The following is a 16,412-nucleotide window of genomic DNA, read 5'->3' as shown; positions in this document are numbered from 1 at the left end:
GTGAGGGGGAATGGCGTGACGAGGGAAGTACGCGCTTTTGCGGTAACTGTCCTCATACTCGCCACTCTCGGGGTCGCCGCCGGGCTCAGCTGGTCCGCGATCTCGCCGCGGGCTCCCTACCAGGTGACCGAGCACGGCCTGGTGCTGGCCGACCTCACCACGCAGGCGCTGATCGCGGCCGACGGCTGGTTCGCGGTGATCACGGGCGCGCTGGGGCTGCTCTGCGGCGGTCTGGCGTGGTTCGCCGGGCGGCGCTGGATGCTGGCGGTGCTGCTCGGGCTGTGCGCGGGCGGGGTGGCGGGCAGCTTCCTCACCTTGTGGGCCGGGTCCACGTTCACGATCGGCGCGGTGGTGGTGGAGGCCGCGGCCGCGCCCGGGGTGCGGATCGTCCCCGGGGCGCTGAAGCTGACCGCCGAGGGGGTGCTGGTGGCCTGGCCGCTGCTCGCGGTCGGCCTGTTCGGGCTGCTGGAGGGCATGCACGGCTACCGCGAGTCGCCGTTGCGGCACCCGTACGGCATCGAGCCCTAGACCGGCGGGCGGCGCAGGCCGTGGCCGGTGGCCCGCTCGAACGCGCGGGCCACGCGCAACACCCTGGCGTCGGCGAACGGCCGCCCGACGATCTGCACCCCGACCGGCAGCCCCTCCGGCGTGAACCCGGCCGGCACCGAGGCCGCCGGCGCGTGCAGCACGCTGATCCAGTACGCCGAACGCATCCAGGCCAGGTAGTCGGGCAGCGGCTCGCCGTTGATCTCGCTCACGTGCGGCTGCTCCACCGGGAACGGCGGCACCTGGCTGACCGGCGCGAGCAGCACGTCGTAGTCGTCGAAGAAGCCGGCCATGCGCTGGTAGAGGCCGCTGCGCAGCCGTTCGGCGCGGGCCAGGTCGGCGCCGGTGACCGTGCGTCCCCGCTCGACGTTCCAGCTCGTGTTGGGGCCGAGGCCGGTCAGGTCGCCGAAGGACAGGGCGTAGTACCAGGCGCGGTAGATCCGGAAGGCGTCCTCGGCGTCGGACAGGTCGAGCGCGACCTGCTCGACGTGCGCCCCCAGCTCCTCGAACACGGCCGGCGCCGTCGCGGTCACCGCGGCCGTGCGCGGGTCGACCGGCAGCCCGCCCAGGTCGGGGCTCCACGCCACCCGCAGCCCGCGCACCCCCTGCTCGGGCTCGGGCGCGAACTCCTCCTTGATCGCGAACGGCGACCGGGCGTCGAACCCGGCGACGGCCCTGAGCATCAGCGTGAGGTCGTCGACCGTGCGCGCCATCGGCCCCGGCACCGCCAGCGTGTACCAGGCGGCCGTGTCGGAGGGGTCGGGGACGCGGCCCGGCGTCGGGCGCAGGCCCACGACGTTGCAGAACGAGGCGGGGTTGCGCAGCGAGCCGCCCATGTCGGAGCCGTCGGCCAGCGGGACCATGCCGGTGGCCAGGGCCGCCGCGGCCCCGCCGCTGCTGCCGCCGGCCGACCTGGCCAGGTCGTAGGGGTTCCTGGTGGCGCCGAACACCTCGTTGACGGTGTGCGAGCCGGTGCCGAACTCGGGCGTGTTGGTCTTGCCGATCGTGATCGCCCCGGCGGCGCGCAGGCGGCGCACGATCAGGTCGTCCTTGTCGGGGACGTTCCGCGCGAACAGCGGCGAACCGTACGTGGTCCGGATGCCCGCGGTGTCCACCAGGTCCTTGTGGGCCACCGGGACGCCGTGCAGCGGCCCCTCGGGCTCGGCCGCGTCGGCCGCCCTGGCCGCCTCCAGCGCCCGCTCGGCCACCAGCGTCACTATGGCGTTGACCTGGGGGTTGACCTGCTCGATGCGGTCGAGGTGGGCCTGGAGCAGCTCCACGGCGCTCACCTGCCCGGCCCTGATCAGGCGGGCCATCTCGGTCGCGGTCAGGTAGTGCAGTTCGCTCACCCTGCGATCCTGCCCCACCCGCGCGCCGGGACACGACGGCGACCTTTGCCCACCTCCCCCGCCCGCCTTGGCACCCGCCCACAAGCCGGTCCGGCGAGCCCCGGCGCCGAGGCAGGCCGAGCCGATGCGCCCCGGCGCGGTCAGGCGCCGAGGCAGGCGGGGCCGAGGAGTTGCTTGAGGTCGCCCATCAGCGCCGGTGACGGCGACACCCGCAGGCGGTCGTCGACCCGCATGACGGTCGTCTTCGGCCCGTTGTGCACCTGGAGGTGCACCTCCGAGGTGCCCGGATGCGTGGTGAGGATCTCCTTCAGCCGCCCGACCACCGGCGGCGTGCACCGGGTCAGCGGCAGGCTCACCAGCAGCGGCCCGCCCGCCTCCTGGGTGAGGTCGGGCGCGGTCACCTCCATGGCGATGACCTTCGCGACATCCTCCCGCTTGTCGATGCGCCCCTTGACGAAGACGATCGCGTCCTCGGCCAGGATCGTCGAGCACAGCTGGTACGCCGACGGGAAGATCATCACCTCGATCGCGCCTTCGAGGTCCTCGAGCTGGGTGAGCACCCACGTGTCACCCTTCTTGGTGACCTTGCGCTGCACCCCGCTCAGGATGCCGCCCAGCGTCACGACCTGCCCGTCGGCCCGGCTCTCGTCCTGGACGGCGGCGATCGAGCAGTCGGCCCCCGCGGCCAGGATGTGCTCCACGCCGAACAGCGGGTGGTCGGAGACGTAGAGGCCGAGCATCTCCCGCTCGAACTGCAGCAGCGTGTTCTTGTCCCACTCCCCGGGCGGGATCTGCACGTCGAAGGTCTGGTCCTCGCCGCCGTCGATCGCGCCGAACAGGGAGTCCTGGCCGATGGCCTCGTTCTTCTTGATGTCGATGATCGCGTCGACGGCCTGCTCGTGCACCATGACCAGGCCCTTGCGCACGTGGCCGAGCGAGTCGAAGGCCCCGGCCTTGACCAGCGACTCGATCACGCGCTTGTTGCACACGATCGCGGGCACCTTGCGCAGGAAGTCCTTGAAGTCGGCGAAGCGGCCCTTGGACTTGCGCGCCGAGATGATGCCGTCCACGACGTTGCCGCCGACGTTGCGCACCGCCGAAAGGCCGAAGCGGATGTCGGTGCCGCGCGGGGTGAAGTCGAAGTCGGAGTCGTTGACGTCGGGCGGGAACACCTTGATGCCCATGCGGCGGCACTCGTTGAGGTAGAGGGCCGACTTGTCCTTGTCGTCCTTGACGCTCGACAGCAGCGCCGCCATGTACGCGGCCGGGTGGTTGGCCTTGAGGTAGGCCGTCCAGTAGGAGACCAGGCCGTAGGCCGCCGAGTGGGCCTTGTTGAAGGCGTAGTCGGAGAAGGGCAGCAGGATGTCCCAGAGCGTCTTGACGGCGTCGGCCGAGTAGCCGTTGTCCTTCATGCCGCTCTCGAAGGACTCGAACTGCTTGTCCAGCTCGGCCTTCTTCTTCTTGCCCATCGCCCGGCGCAGCAGGTCGGCTTTGCCGAGCGAGAACCCGGCGACCTTCTGCGCGATGGCCATGACCTGCTCCTGATAGACGATCAGGCCGTAGGTCGTGTCGAGGATCTCGGCCAGCGACTCCTTGAACTCGGGATGGATCGGGGTGATCTCCTGCTGGCCGTTCTTGCGCAGGGCGTAGTTGGTGTGGGAGTTGGCGCCCATCGGGCCGGGACGGTAGAGGGCGCCGACGGCCGAGATGTCCTCGAAGTTGTCGGGCTTCATCAGCCGCAGCAGCGAGCGCATGCCGCCGCCGTCGAGCTGGAACACGCCCAGTGTGTCGCCCCGGCCCAGCAGCTCGTACGTCTTCCGGTCGTCGAGCGGCAGCTTCAGCAGGTCGATCTGCTCGCCGGTGGTGGACTCGATCATCTTCAGGCAGTCGTCGATGATCGTGAGGTTGCGCAGGCCCAGGAAGTCCATCTTCAGCAGGCCGAGCGTCTCGCAGGTCGGGTAGTCGAACTGCGTGATGATCGCGCCGTCGGAGTCGCGGCGCATGATCGGGATGTGGTCGGTGATCACCTCGCGGGACATGATCACGCCGGCGGCGTGCACGCCCGTCTGCCTGATCAGGCCCTCCAGGCCCTTGCCGAGGTCCATCGTCGCCTTGACGTCGACGTCTTCCTCGTAGAGCCGGCGCAGCTCGCCGGCCTCGTTGTAGCGCGGGTGGTCCTTGTCGAAGATGCCCGACAGCGGGATGTCCTTGCCCATCACGGCCGGCGGGAACGCCTTGGACACCTTGTCGCCCAGGGCGTAGGGATAGCCCAGGACGCGACCGGCGTCCTTGATGGCGGCCTTCGCCTTGATGGTGCCGAACGTGGCGATCATGGCGACCTTGTCGGCGCCCCACTTCTCGGTCACGTAGCGGATCACGTCGCCGCGCCTGCGCTCGTCGAAGTCGATGTCGACGTCGGGCATGGAGACGCGGTCGGGGTTGAGGAAGCGCTCGAAGATCAGGCCGTGCGGGAGCGGGTCGAGGTCGGTGATGCCCATCGCGTACGCCACCAGCGAGCCGGCCGCCGAGCCACGGCCCGGGCCGACCGGGATGCCGTTCTGCTTGGCCCACATGATGAAGTCGGCGACCACGAGGAAGTAGCTCGGGAAGCCCATCTGCTCGATGATGCCGATCTCGTACTCGGCCTGCCGCTTGTGCTCGTCGTCGTAGCCCTCGGGCCAGCGGCGGTCCATGCCCTCCCAGACGGTCTTGCGGAAGAACTCGCTCTCCGTCAGGCCGTCGGGGATGGGGTAGGTGGGCATGAGGTTCTTGAACTCGAAGAACCCGGTCGGATCGACCTTCTCGGCCACCAGGAGCGTGTTGCGGCAGCCCTCGGCCCACAGGTCGGAGGAGTCGACGGCGCGCATCTCGTCGGCGGTCTTGATGTAGTAGCCGGAGCCGTCGAAGCGGAAGCGGTCGGGGTCGGACAGCTGCTTGCCGGTCTGGATGCACAGGAGGGCGTCGTGGGAGGCGGCGTCGGACTCGTAGGTGTAGTGGGAGTCGTTGGTCACCAGCGGCGGGATGGCGAGCTCTTTGCTGATGCGGGTCAGGCCGTCGCGGACCCGGCGCTCGATGTCGAGGCCGTGGTCCATGATCTCCAGGAAGAAATTGTCCTTGCCGAAGATTTCCTGATATTTCGCGGCGGCCTTGAGCGCCTCGTCGTACTGGCCGAGCCGCAGCCTCGTCTGCACCTCGCCCGACGGGCAGCCGGTGGTGGCCATCAGGCCGTCGGCGTGCTCGGCCAGGATCTCGGCGTCCATGCGGGCCCACTTGCGCACGAAGCCCTCGGTGTAGGCGCGCGAGCTGAGCTTCATCAGGTTGTGCAGGCCGGTCTTGTTGCGCGCCCAGATCGTCATGTGGGTGTAGTAGCCACCCGCCGAGACGTCGTCCTTCTTCTGGTGCGGCTCGCCCCACAGCACGGGCTTCTTGTTGTGCCGCAGCTCCGGCGCGACGTAGGCCTCGATGCCGATGATCGGCTTGATGCCGGCGCCCCTGGCCTGCCTGTAGAAGTCGTACGCGCCGTGCATGTTGCCGTGGTCGGTGATCGCGATGGCGGGCATGCCCAGGTCGCCGACCTGTTTGAACATCTGCTTGAGCCGGGCGGCCCCGTCGAGCATGGAGTATTCGGTGTGCACATGCAGATGGACGAACGAGTCGCTGGACGACATGGAGCGGCGCCTCCCCGGGTCTGGATGCGATGGTGCGCTCCGACTCTAGTGGCCCGGACCGACATCCCGGAGCCGCCTCGCGCGCCCCGCGGGACCGGCGCGCCGGAAGCGTCGCGGCCACCGGCCTCGATATCGTCTCCCTCACGCAAAGTAATGAAGGAGACACCGGGTGCGCACGCAGTCCGACGAGGGGTACAGCCACGCGCTGGGCAACCGCCAGATCCAGATGATCGCGATCGGCGGCGCGATCGGGGTCGGCCTCTTCCTCGGCGCGGGCGGCCGCCTGGCCGCCACCGGGCCCGCGCTCGTGCTCTCCTACGCCACCGCCGGGCTGGCCGCCTTCTTCGTCATGCGGGCGCTCGGCGAGCTGGTGCTCTACCGCCCGGCCTCGGGCTCCTTCGTCGAGTACGCGGGTGAGTTCATCGGCCCGTGGGCGGCCTTCGCCAGCGGCTGGATGTACTGGGTCAACTGGGCCTTCACCGGCATCGCCGAACTGACCGCCATCGCCGCGTACGTCCACTACTGGGCCGGCGGCTTCCCCCAGTGGCTGACCGCGCTGCTCGCGCTGGGGTTCGTGCTGGCGGTCAACCTGCTGTCGGTCCGCCTGTTCGGCGAGCTGGAGTTCTGGTTCGCGATGCTGAAGGTGCTGGCCATCGTGATCTTCCTGGTGGTCGCGCTGGTGCTGGTGGTCTTCGCCGTCGGCGACGCCGGGCCGCGCAACCTGGTCGCGCACGGCGGCTTCTTCCCCACCGGCTTCCCGCTGGTGCTGATGAGCCTGCAGTCGGTGGTGTTCGCCTACGCCTCGATCGAGCTGGTCGGCATCACCGCCGGCGAGACCGCCCGGCCGCACGAGGTCATGCCTCGGGCGATCAACGGCGTGATCTGGCGCATCGCGATCTTCTACGTGGGTTCGGTGCTGCTGCTGGCGATGGTCCTGCCGTGGACGTCCTACAGCGCCGGCACCTCGCCGTTCGTCACGTTCTTCGCCGGGCTCGGGGTGCCCTGGGCGGCCGACGCCATGAACCTCGTGGTGATCACGGCCGCGCTCTCGTCCTGCAACTCGGGCCTGTACGCCACCGGGCGCATCCTGCGGTCGATGGCCACCAAGCGGGAGGCCCCCGCCTTCGCCGCCGCGCTCAGCTCCCGGCACGTGCCGATCGGCGGGATCGTGTTCACCGCGGCCATGTTCCTCGGCGGCGTGGCGCTGTTCTACTACCTGCCCGAGCGCGCCTTCAACATCGCCACGGCGGTCGCCTCGCTGGGGGTGATCACCACGTGGGGGGTGCTCGTCTACTGCCAGACCCGGCTGCGCGCCACCGGGCACCGGTCGGCGTTCCCGATGCCGGGCTCGCCGTACACCAACTGGCTGACGCTCGGGTTCCTGGCGCTGGTGATCCTGCTGATGCCGTTCGCCGACCGCGATCAGCGGGTGGCCTTCTTCCTCATCCCGGCCCTGGTCGCGGGCATCGCGCTCGGCTGGCTGGTGGTACGCCGCCGCCGCCGGACGCGGGAGGCCGCGCAGGAGGCGGGTTAGTCTCGTCCGGGCAGGAGTCGCCGCTCGGGGGAGGCCACACTGGACAAGCTGGACGACACACTCGATCCCGCGCTCGGCCGGGCGGCGACCGCCGTCCCCGCCACCGAGCCCATCGCCGGGCCCGCCACTGCGCCCGTCACCGGGCCGTCCGGCGTGCCCGCCGTCGAGCCATTGGCGCCGGTCGAGGTCGGGGCGGAGCGGCGGGGGCGGGGGCGGGGGCGGCAGGTGTGGCGGGTCGCGGCGGCGGCAGCGGCGGTGGGTGCCGCGCTCGCGCTGATCGGCGTGCCGTTGGGGGTCTATCCGAAGCTCGCCTGCGCCGTGCTCTCCCCCGGCTGCGGGCCGCTCCAGGAGCCGCGCGGCGACCTGCCGCGGCTGACCCGGGTGACGCCCGTCCAGGCCGCGCTCAGTGGCACGTACGTCGCGCTCGGCGACTCCTACTCCTCCGGCGAAGGCGTCTACGAGCAGGACGCCGGCCCGGTCAACGACGGCGCCGACCGCTGCCACCGCGCCCGCGGCTCCTACGTCCCGCTGGTGGCGAAGGCGCACCCGTTCACCGGCGGCAGCGCCTTCTACGCCTGCAGCGGCGCCACCACCCGCCAGCTCCTGTCCGGCCAGTACGGCCAGCAGCCCCAGATCACCCGGGTCGGCCCGTCGGCCAGCCTGGTGACCCTGAGCATCGGCGGCAACGACGCCGGGTTCACCGACGTCCTGACCGGGTGCATCGTCAAGCTGCCCTGGTCGTCGGCCTGCGTCGACCAGGACGCCACGGTCGCCCGGCGCATCGCCGAGCTGCGGCCCAGCCTGACCAGGGTGCTCGGCGAGCTGCGCGCCCGCGCGCCGGGGGCCCGGGTCATCGTCCTCGGCTATCCCAGGCCGTTCCCCGCCTCGCCCGTCCGCACGGTCGACAACCTGAGCGTGGCCGACCAGCGGTGGCTCAACACCGTCACGCGCAAGCTCAACGACACGGTGGGCGCCGTCACGGCCGAGCACGACCGCGGCCTGGCCGGCCTCGGCGCCCCCGGCAGCGTCGAGTACGTCGACGCCTACGAGGCGTTCACGGGCCACGAGGCCGGCACGCCGCAGCCGTACCTCAACAGCCTGGCCGTGGACATGGACCCGCTGACCGTCAACGCCCGCAGCTTCCACCCCACCGGCGACGGCTACCGCCGCTTCGCCGAGCTGATCAACCAGCAGATCGCCACCGGCCCCGGCCGCCCGTTGCACAACTACCGCCTCACCACCCCCTGAGCCGCGAGCCTCCCGCCCCCCGGCTCGGTGGTGGGCTCAGCGGCGGGCGCGTTCCTCGGCCAGGTGGAGGCCCGCCTCGATGACGGCGTTCATCACCGCCGCCAGCCGCTCCTCCCCCAGCTGGGGCGCCCGCGTCGCCATCCGCGCCACCAGCGCCCGCTCCCGCGCCAGATCGCGCCCCGCGAACCCGCCCACCGGCTTGAGCCGCTGAACGACGCCCGCCAGGGCGGCGCGCCGCTCCAGGAGGGTGGCCAGCGCCGCGTCGACCCGGTCGATCGCCTCCCGGCACTCGGCCAGCGTCGCCGGCGACTCGGGCCGCAACAACGCGCCGACCAGCGTCACGGCCTCCTCGGCCGCCCGCACGTCCGCAGCCTCGTCCGCCGGTCCGGACGCGCCCGAGCCACCGGAGCCGCCGGGGCCGCCCGAGCCGCCGGGACCGGCGGGACCGGCGACCACGAGGCCGTCCGCGCCCGCCGCCACGGCCGCCGCCGCCAGCCCCGGGTCGCGCGAGACGTCGGCGAGCACCGGACGCCCCGACGCGGCCCGCGCCGCCCGCAGCACCCCGAGGTCGAGCCGACCCCCCTCGCACAGGACCACCTGGTCGTTCCCCTCGGCCGCGCAGTAGCCGGCCAGGCCCACCCATTCCTCCACCGACGCCGACGGCCGCCGCTCGACCACCACCGGCAGCCCGAGCCCGGCCGCGGCCCGCACCAGCGGGATGTCGCGCGTCCACGTGGCCCCCACCACCACGGCGTCGGCCAGCGCCGCGATCGCCGGCAGGTCGGCCGCCGAGTACGGCTCCACCAGCGTGGCCCGCTCCCCCAGCGCCTCACGCGCGTCGACCTGCCCCCGATGCGGGCGCAGGCTCACCCGCCCGCCGATCACCACGGCCGGGCCGTGACCCACGCGCAGCCCGCCGATCGTCACCATGTGCCGCTCCAAGGTCGATGTCATCTCGACTCCCCACTCGGGCCGGCCCAGCGAAGCCGGCAGGAAAACCAAAAAGGCAGAGACGGGGCGTCTCTGCCTTGTGCCGACTCCAGGTGGTCGCTAGCTGACGACCGGCCCTCCCGGAGCCGGCTCGGTAAAGGTGTAGCGACAAGTCATGTCTGAAACCTTACACCCGCCTCCACCTGCTGGACGTTCCTTCTCATATGGCGGACTGACCTTCCGGCGAGTCGCCGATGATCCCTCGCTATGGGAGTATTTCTTGGCCGAGAGGGAGGGTTTGAGGCCGTTGATGTCGGATCGCAAGCAGGACGGACGCCGCATCGCCGGCCGGTACGAGCTGCTGGAGCCCATCGGCAAGGGCGGCATGGGCATCGTCTGGCGCGCCCACGACGAGCTCCTCGACCGCACCGTCGCCATCAAGGAAGTCCGCTACGCCGCTGCCCTGGGCGACGAGGTGCAGCTGCTCAACCGGCGCACGATGCGCGAGGCGCGGGCCGCGGCCAGGTTCGAGCACCCCAACGTCATCGTCGTCCACGACGTGATCGAGGAGGACGGCCGGCCCTGGATCGTCATGCAGCTGGTCCAGTCGCGCTCCCTGGGGGCGGTGATCAAGCAGGAGGGGCCGCTGCCGCCCGAGCGGGTGGCCGAGATCGGCGTCGCCGTGCTCGACGCGCTGCACCGGGCGCACGAGGCCGGGGTGCTCCACCGCGACGTCAAGCCCGAGAACGTGCTGCTGGCCGACGACGGCAGGGTCGTGCTGACCGACTTCGGCATCGCCACGCTGGAGACCGAGACGCAGCTCACCGTGACGGGCCTGGCGGGCACCCCCGCGTTCATCGCGCCCGAGCGGCTCAAGGGGCTGCCCGCGCGCCGTGAGTCCGACCTGTGGTCGCTGGGCGCGACGCTCTACACGGCCGTGGAGGGCCGCTCGCCGCACGAGCGCGGCATGGCGCTGGCCACGATGCACGCCGTCCTGACCGACGAGCCCGACCCCGCGCCGCACGCCGGGCCGCTGGCCGGGGTGATCAGCGGGCTGCTGGTCAAGGAGCCGGTGCAGCGCCTGACGTACGAGGAGGCCGCGCGGATGCTGCGCGAGGCCGCCACCGCGTCGAGCCCGGCGGAGACCAGGCGCTTCCCCAGCCGGAAGCTGCGCGCCGCCGTCCCCGCCCCGGACCCCGTCGAGGACGAGGACGACACCCCGACCGACCCCGACCTGCCCGTCCCCCCGCCCAGGCCCGCGCCCCGGACCACGCCCCGGACCACGCCCAGGCCCGCGCCCAGGCCCGCGCCCACGCCGAGGAGCAGGGCCGCCGGCACGCCGCCGCCCGTCGGGACCGGCGCGCGGATCCCGCCCTCGACCAGGGACTCCGCGCTCCCCGGCGAGCCCACCGGCGACCCCACGGTGAGCAGCCGCCAGCAGGGCCGCAAGTTCGGGCCGATCGCGCTGGCCGCCGCGGCGGTCGTGCTGGTCGCCGGGGTCGGCGGCTATCTCGGCCTGAGGTCGGCCCCCGAGGACCACTCGTCCAGGCCGCCGCAGGCCAGGCAGTCGGCCAAGGCCCACACCTCGTCCTCCGCGCCCACCGCGTCCACGTCGGGCACCGAGTCGAAGCCGCCGGCCACGAGCACGCCCTCGTCCTCGCCGTCCTCCTCGCCCTCGGCCACGCCGGACAAGACCGAGGACGCCGACCCGCTGCCCAGCGGCTGGAAGATGTACAAGGACAAGGAGCTCGGCTTCTCCATCGGGCTGCCCAAGGGCTGGGACGTCTGGGACCGCGGCGGCCGGCAGGTCAAGTTCAAGGGCCCCGGCGCGGCCTCCAACGCCTACCTGATGATCGAGGAGGCGGCCAAGCCCGGCAAGGACCCGTACAAGGACTGGAAGAAGCAGGAGCCGTCGCTCAAGCACAACTTCGGCGGCTACAAGAAGATCGGCATCAAGAAGGTCGACTACATGAAGGCCGCCGCCGACTGGGACTTCACCTGGAACACCAACACGGGCAAGACCCGGGTGCGCGACCGCGGCTTCATCACCGAGAACGGGAAGGCGTACGCCATCTACTGGCACACCCTCAACAGCCACTGGAAGAAGGACTACCACTTCTTCGAGGGCTTCAGCGCGACCTTCAAACCCGCCAAGTAGGCTTCCCTGCGTGGAAAGGCAGGTCAGCAACCGGTATCGCCTCATCGAGCCCCTCGGGGAGGGCGGCATGGGGGTGGTCTGGCGTGCCTACGACGAGCTGCTCGACCGTACGGTGGCGATCAAGGAGGTCCGCTACACGGGCGTGGGCGACGCCAAGCGGGCCGACCTCAACCGCAGGACCATCAGGGAGGCCAGGGCGGCCGGCCGCCTCGACCACCCGTCGGTGATCGTCATCCACGACGTCGTCGAGGAGGACGGCCGGCCGTGGATCGTCATGCAGCTCGTCCGGTCCCGTTCGCTGGCCGAGGTGATCGGCGAGCGCGGGCCGCTGCCGGCGGCGCTGGTGGCGATGGTCGGCGGCCGGGTGCTCGACGCGCTGCGGGCCGCCCACGCCACCGGGGTGCTCCATCGTGACGTGAAGCCCGAGAACGTGCTGCTGGCCGACGACGGCAGGGTCGTGCTGACCGACTTCGGCATCGCCGCGCTGGAGGCCGAGTCGGGGCTGACGGCGACCGGCGGGCTGGTGGGCACCCCGGCGTACATGCCGCCGGAGCGGCTCAACGGCGAGGCCGCCCGTCCGGAGTCCGACCTGTGGTCGCTCGGTGCCACCCTGTACGCGGCGGTGGAGGGGCGGCCGCCGTTCAAACGCGACTCGTGGGCGGCCACCGTGGCGGCCGTGCTGCGCGACGAGCCCGAGCCGCCCGTGCGGGCGGGGGCGTTGCAGCCGGTCATCATGGGGCTGCTGCGGCGCGACCCGGCGGCCAGGATGCCGGCCGGCGAGGCCGCGCGCCTGCTCCACCAGGTGGCCACCGGGCAACCGTTGCTGGCCGACCAGACCCCCATGTGGTCGGCCCCCTTCCCGGCCCCTGGGCCCGCCGCCCCCGGTCCGTCCCCCCAAGGCCCCTACCCCCAGAACCCGGCCCCGCACGCCACGCCCAGCGGCCCGCATCCCACCCCGAGCGGCCCCCACCCCACGCCCAGCAGCCCGCACCACAGCCCGAGCGGCCCCCATGCCACCCCCAGCGGCCCTTACGCCGCGCCGCAGGGATCGCCGCCCGTCACCGGCGACGCGCGGCCGCCGCACCGGACGGTCCCGGGAGACCCGCGGCGGCGCGGCCGGACGATGTGGATCGCGGTGCCCGCCACGGTGGCCGTCCTGGCGCTCCTGGGCGGCGGCGGCGTGCTGCTCTACGACCAGCTGTCCGGGTCCGCCACGCCCACCCCCACGGCCGGTGCCCAGCCGCCCGCCACCGGCGACCCCACCCCTGACCCCTCGACGCCGCCGTCGAAGTCCCCGACGCCCGAGCCGAGCCCCCGGCCGACCAAGAAACCCACCGGCGAGCCGACCCCCACGGCCCCGGCGGTGCCCGCCGGCTGGCGCCCCCTCACCAGCGCCGCCGGCCACTTTTCCATGGCCGTCCCCAAGACCTGGACGGCCGCCAAGAACCCGACCAGGGACAGCATCCGCCTGTCCGGCCCCGGCACCCCCGGCGCGATGATCGTGGAGTGGACCGTCCCCGACATCCCGTGGAAGGACCCGCAACAGCACTGGCTCGGCCTGGAGAAGGAGATCAAGGCCAAGGGCGAGTTCGACCACTACACCCGGATCGGCATCACCCCCACCGAATACCTCGGCCTGCGCGCCTCCGACTGGGAGTTCACCCAGCTGCGCAAGGGGCAGCTCATCCACGTGATCAACCGCGGCTTCCACACCGCGGCCGGCCGCCCGTACGCCCTGTACTGGGAGACCCTCGACTCCCGCTGGGCCGCCGACCGGCACTGGTTCGACACCTTCGTCAAGACCTTCCGCCCGGAATGACGCCGGAGCACGACGGCGCGCGGGAACGGGCCCGCTTCTGGCGGCATCCGGCGGTTCCCGGGACCGACCTGCTCAAGGCCCGCTACGTCACCCACCGCTTCTCCCGGCACGTCCACGACGGGTACGCCATCGGGCTGATCGTGGCGGGCGTGGAGGAGTTCGACTACCGCGGCACCCTGCACCGGGCGGGCGCGGGCGAGCTGGTGCTGGTCAACCCGGACTCGGTGCACACCGGTCAGGCGGGCACGCCGGGCGGGTGGGCGTACCGGATGCTGTATCCGTCGGTCGAGGCGCTGGCCGGGATCGCGGCCGAGCTCGACGCGCCCCTGGCCACCCCGTACTTCCCCCACCAGGTGGTGCGCGACCCGGAGATGGCGGCACTGCTCGGGCGGGCGCACCAGGCGGCCGAGCGCGGTGACGCGCTGGCCGCCTCCACGCTGTCGCGCACGCTGTTCGCCAAGCTGCTGAGCAGGCACGCCGCGCCCAGACCGGATGCGAGCCCGCCGGGCGCGGGCCGGCAGGCGGTGCGCGAGGCGATGGCCCTGCTGCACGAGAGCCTGCTCGACCCGCCGACGCTGGAGGCGCTGGCGGCGGCGGTGGGGGTGCGGCCGTTCCCGCTGCTGCGCGCGTTCAAGGCCGTGACGGGCCTGCCGCCGCACGCCTACCTCACCTCGCTGCGCGTGCGGCAGGCCCGCCGGCTGCTCCTTGAGGGGGTACGCCCGGCGCAGGTCGCGGCGGACGTCGGCTTCACCGACCAGGCCCACCTGAACCGGCACTTCAAGCGCGTCGTGGGCGTTCCGCCCGCCGCCTACCAAAGAGCCGCAGGAACGTACAAGACCGGATATTTGCCCAGTTCATAAGCTGTTTCCCATGGAACAGACAACTCGCCGTTCCGCCGCGGTGCGTGACGGCCTCGGTGTGGGTCTGGCCGTGGGGTTGTCCGGTCTCGCGTTCGGCGCGGCGGCGATCACCGCCGGGCTCAGCGTGCCCCAGGCGTGCGTGCTGAGCCTGCTGGCCTTCACCGGCGCCTCGCAGTTCGCGCTGGCCGGGGCGATCGGCGCGGGCGGCGACCTGACAGCCGCGGCCGCGGGCGCGCTGCTGCTCGGCGGCCGCAACACCCTCTACGGCCTGCGCCTGGCCGACCTGCTGAACGTCCGCGGCCCGCGCCGGCTGCTGGCCGCCCACGGCGTGATCGACGAGACCACCGCCGTCACACTGGCCCAGCCGGACGAGCCGTCGGCGCGCACCGGCTTCCTCACCACCTTCGCCAGCCTGTACGTCGCCTGGAACCTCACCACCCTGGCCGGCGCGGTCGGCACGTCCTTCCTGGGCGACCCGCGGGTGCTCGGGCTCGACGCCGTGGGCCCGGCCACGTTCCTGGCCATCCTGTGGCCGCGGCTGGCCGCCAGCGGGCGGCTGCGGGTGCTGGCGGTGGCCGGGGCGGCGGTCGCGCTGGCGACCAGCCCGTTCTTCCCGCCGGGCGTGCCGGTGCTGCTGTCGGCGGTCGCGGTGCTGGTGGTGATGGTGCGATGACGGTCTGGTGGGCGATCGTCGCGGTCTGCCTCGGCTGCTACGCGCTCAAGCTGGCCGGGCTGGCCGCGCCGCGCCGGGTGCTGGACCATCCGGCGGTGCGCAGGTTCGCCGAACTGGTGCCCGTGGCGTTGCTGTCGGCCCTGATCGCGGTGCAGATGTTCACCGAGCAGGGCCGGCCCGCGTTCGACCCGGCGCGGACGGCGGGGCTGGTGGCGGCCGTGGTCGCCCTGGTGCTGCGGGCGCCGTTCCTGGTGATCCTGGCGGCGGCGGCCGTCGTCACCGCGCTTGCCCGGATGTTTCTTGGGTAGTCGCCGTGCATGTCCGATTCTGCGGGGATGGTCGGTGGCCGCTACCGGCTGCTCAGGACGATCGGCCAGGGCGGTATGGGAACCGTGTGGCAGGCGCACGACGAGGTGCTCGGCCGTGACGTGGCCGTCAAGGAGGTGCTGCCACCACCGGATCTGAGCGGCCCTGAGCGCGAGGTGTTCGCCGTGCGCACGTTCCGCGAGGCGCGGGCGGCCGGCCGGGTGGCGCATCCGGGGGTGGCGGCCGTCTACGACGTGCTGGAGGAGGGCGGGCATCCGTGGATCGTCATGCAGCTCGTGCACTCCCGCACCCTGGGCGAGACCATCCGCGCCGACGGCCCGCTGCCGCCGACGAAGGTCGCCGCCATCGGGCTGCAACTGCTGGAGGCGCTGCGCGCCGCGCACGCGGCGGGCGTGCTCCATCGTGACGTCAAGCCCGACAACGTGCTGCTGACCGAGGACGGCCGGGCGGTGCTCACCGACTTCGGCATCGCCACCACCGAGGACGAGGCCCCCGTCACCAGGACCGGCATCCTCATCGGCACCCCCGCCTTCATGGCCCCCGAACGGGCGGCCGGCGGCCAGGCCAGGCCCGCCTCCGACCTGTGGTCGCTGGGCGTGACGCTGTACATGGCGGTCGAGGGCCACTCCCCCTTCCACCGGGACAACGCCCTGGCCACGCTCGGCGCGGTCATGCACGCCGAGCCGGAACCGCTGGCCCGCGCGGGCGTGCTCGCCCCCGTGCTGCTCGGGCTGCTGCGCAAGAACCCCGCGCAGCGCATGTCGCTGGAGGAGGCCGAGCAGCGGCTGAGACTGGTCCTGACCGGGGGGCCGCTGGAGCAGACCGGCCCCGTGCCGGTGCCCCCGATGGCCGTACGCCGCCCGCGCGGGATGCCGATCCTGGCCATCGCGGCGGGCGCGCTGCTGGTGGGCCTGGTCACCGGCGGCGCGGCCTGGTGGACGAAGCAGTCGGACCAGCCGGTGCAGGGCCGCGCCCCGACGATTCCGGCGGTCGTCACCCCGCCCGGCAGCGACGCCCCGACGGACCCGCCGAAGACCACCGTCACCGACTCCGAGCCGCCCCCCGCGACCTCGCATCCCTCGCAGTCCGCGCGTCCCTCGCAGTCCGCCGCGCCCCGGCGCAGCGCTCCCTCGCCCACCAGCGGCGAACGCACCAGCACCCCCGCGAAGTCCCCGGCGAAGAAGCCGACGCCGACCAAGTCGGCGGCCCCGCGGGACGAGCAGGACAAGAAGAAGGACGACGCCCCCTCAAGGACCCCCGGCCAGATCGACCCGTCGCAGGACGGCGAGGAGTAGCGGCC

At 72.6% G+C, this 16,412-nt stretch carries 12 protein-coding genes; 9 read left to right on the top strand and 3 right to left on the bottom strand.

Annotated features, from left to right (window positions below):
• Positions 1-15: 15 nt before the first annotated feature.
• A complete protein-coding gene (locus ACIBQ6_RS18430; protein ID WP_397213133.1) occupies positions 16-528 on the top strand; it encodes a hypothetical protein in 513 nt (170 codons plus the stop codon).
• Here ACIBQ6_RS18430 and ACIBQ6_RS18425 read toward each other — a convergent pair.
• Entirely contained in the window at positions 525-1,895 is a 1,371-nt protein-coding gene (locus ACIBQ6_RS18425) for an amidase (RefSeq protein WP_397213131.1), read from the bottom strand. The two genes, ACIBQ6_RS18430 and ACIBQ6_RS18425, sit on opposite strands and share 4 nt — an antisense overlap.
• A 140-nt stretch (positions 1,896-2,035) precedes the next feature.
• Positions 2,036-5,563: a DNA polymerase III subunit alpha gene (dnaE, locus tag ACIBQ6_RS18420; RefSeq protein ID WP_397213129.1), complete on the bottom strand. Its 3,528-nt coding sequence runs from the start codon at positions 5,561-5,563 to the stop codon at positions 2,036-2,038.
• Between the two features lie 169 nt (positions 5,564-5,732).
• On the opposite strand from dnaE, the gene ACIBQ6_RS18415 reads away from it, so the two are divergent.
• Both ACIBQ6_RS18415 and ACIBQ6_RS18410 read left to right on the top strand, forming a co-directional pair.
• Positions 5,733-7,097, top strand: coding sequence for an amino acid permease (locus tag ACIBQ6_RS18415; protein ID WP_397213127.1), 1,365 nt, complete (start codon positions 5,733-5,735; stop codon positions 7,095-7,097).
• A 153-nt stretch (positions 7,098-7,250) separates the two neighbouring features.
• Complete coding sequence (locus ACIBQ6_RS18410) at positions 7,251-8,345, top strand: SGNH/GDSL hydrolase family protein (RefSeq protein ID WP_397213125.1); 1,095 nt, start codon at positions 7,251-7,253, stop codon at positions 8,343-8,345.
• Positions 8,346-8,381: 36 nt separating this feature from the next.
• Here ACIBQ6_RS18410 and ACIBQ6_RS18405 read toward each other — a convergent pair whose 3' ends face one another.
• Entirely contained in the window at positions 8,382-9,299 is a 918-nt protein-coding gene (locus ACIBQ6_RS18405; protein ID WP_397213123.1) for a chorismate mutase, read from the bottom strand.
• 286 nt (positions 9,300-9,585) lie between these two features.
• Between ACIBQ6_RS18405 and ACIBQ6_RS18400 the strand changes: the two genes are divergently transcribed.
• The 6 genes from ACIBQ6_RS18400 to ACIBQ6_RS18375 are packed head-to-tail and all read left to right on the top strand — an operon-like array spanning position 9,586 to position 16,407.
• Positions 9,586-11,433 carry a serine/threonine-protein kinase gene (locus tag ACIBQ6_RS18400; RefSeq protein WP_397213121.1) on the top strand — a complete coding sequence of 616 codons (1,848 nt, stop codon included), beginning with the start codon at positions 9,586-9,588 and terminating at the stop codon, positions 11,431-11,433.
• Between the two features lie 10 nt (positions 11,434-11,443).
• Positions 11,444-13,252, top strand: coding sequence for a protein kinase (locus ACIBQ6_RS18395; protein WP_397213119.1), 1,809 nt, complete (start codon positions 11,444-11,446; stop codon positions 13,250-13,252).
• Positions 13,249-14,112: an AraC family ligand binding domain-containing protein gene (locus ACIBQ6_RS18390; protein WP_397213117.1), complete on the top strand. Its 864-nt coding sequence runs from the start codon at positions 13,249-13,251 to the stop codon at positions 14,110-14,112. The genes ACIBQ6_RS18395 and ACIBQ6_RS18390 overlap by 4 nt, the downstream gene beginning before the upstream one ends.
• 10 nt (positions 14,113-14,122) lie before the next feature.
• Positions 14,123-14,785: an AzlC family ABC transporter permease gene (locus ACIBQ6_RS18385; protein ID WP_397213115.1), complete on the top strand. Its 663-nt coding sequence runs from the start codon at positions 14,123-14,125 to the stop codon at positions 14,783-14,785.
• On the top strand, positions 14,782-15,093 hold the full coding sequence (locus tag ACIBQ6_RS18380) for an AzlD domain-containing protein (RefSeq protein WP_358293921.1): 312 nt from the start codon (positions 14,782-14,784) through the stop codon (positions 15,091-15,093). Before ACIBQ6_RS18385 ends, ACIBQ6_RS18380 begins: the two co-directional genes overlap by 4 nt.
• Before the next feature lie 9 nt (positions 15,094-15,102).
• The gene (locus ACIBQ6_RS18375) at positions 15,103-16,407 is read left to right on the top strand and encodes a protein kinase (RefSeq protein ID WP_397213113.1); all 1,305 of its coding nucleotides are present in this window, start codon (positions 15,103-15,105) and stop codon (positions 16,405-16,407) included.
• The last annotated feature ends 5 nt before the right edge of the window (positions 16,408-16,412 follow it).

Origin of the sequence: Nonomuraea sp. NPDC049655 (genome assembly GCF_044465465.1) — a bacterium.
Taxonomy (GTDB): Bacteria; Actinomycetota; Actinomycetes; order Streptosporangiales; family Streptosporangiaceae; genus Nonomuraea.
The sequence above is the reverse complement of the archived record's forward strand: the minus strand, read 5'-3'. Positions and strand labels throughout refer to the sequence as shown.

Bases quoted from the DNA above. Each gene is read 5' to 3' on its own strand.
- dnaE (WP_397213129.1), bottom strand. From the start codon at position 5,563: ATGTCGTCCAGCGACTCGTTCGTCCATCTGCATGTGCACACCGAATAC.
- ACIBQ6_RS18405 (WP_397213123.1), bottom strand. From the start codon at position 9,299: ATGACATCGACCTTGGAGCGGCACATGGTGACGATCGGCGGGCTGCGC.
- ACIBQ6_RS18400 (WP_397213121.1), top strand. From the start codon at position 9,586: ATGTCGGATCGCAAGCAGGACGGACGCCGCATCGCCGGCCGGTACGAG.
- ACIBQ6_RS18390 (WP_397213117.1), top strand. From the start codon at position 13,249: ATGACGCCGGAGCACGACGGCGCGCGGGAACGGGCCCGCTTCTGGCGG.
- ACIBQ6_RS18385 (WP_397213115.1), top strand. From the start codon at position 14,123: ATGGAACAGACAACTCGCCGTTCCGCCGCGGTGCGTGACGGCCTCGGT.
- ACIBQ6_RS18380 (WP_358293921.1), top strand. From the start codon at position 14,782: ATGACGGTCTGGTGGGCGATCGTCGCGGTCTGCCTCGGCTGCTACGCG.
- ACIBQ6_RS18375 (WP_397213113.1), top strand. From the start codon at position 15,103: ATGTCCGATTCTGCGGGGATGGTCGGTGGCCGCTACCGGCTGCTCAGG.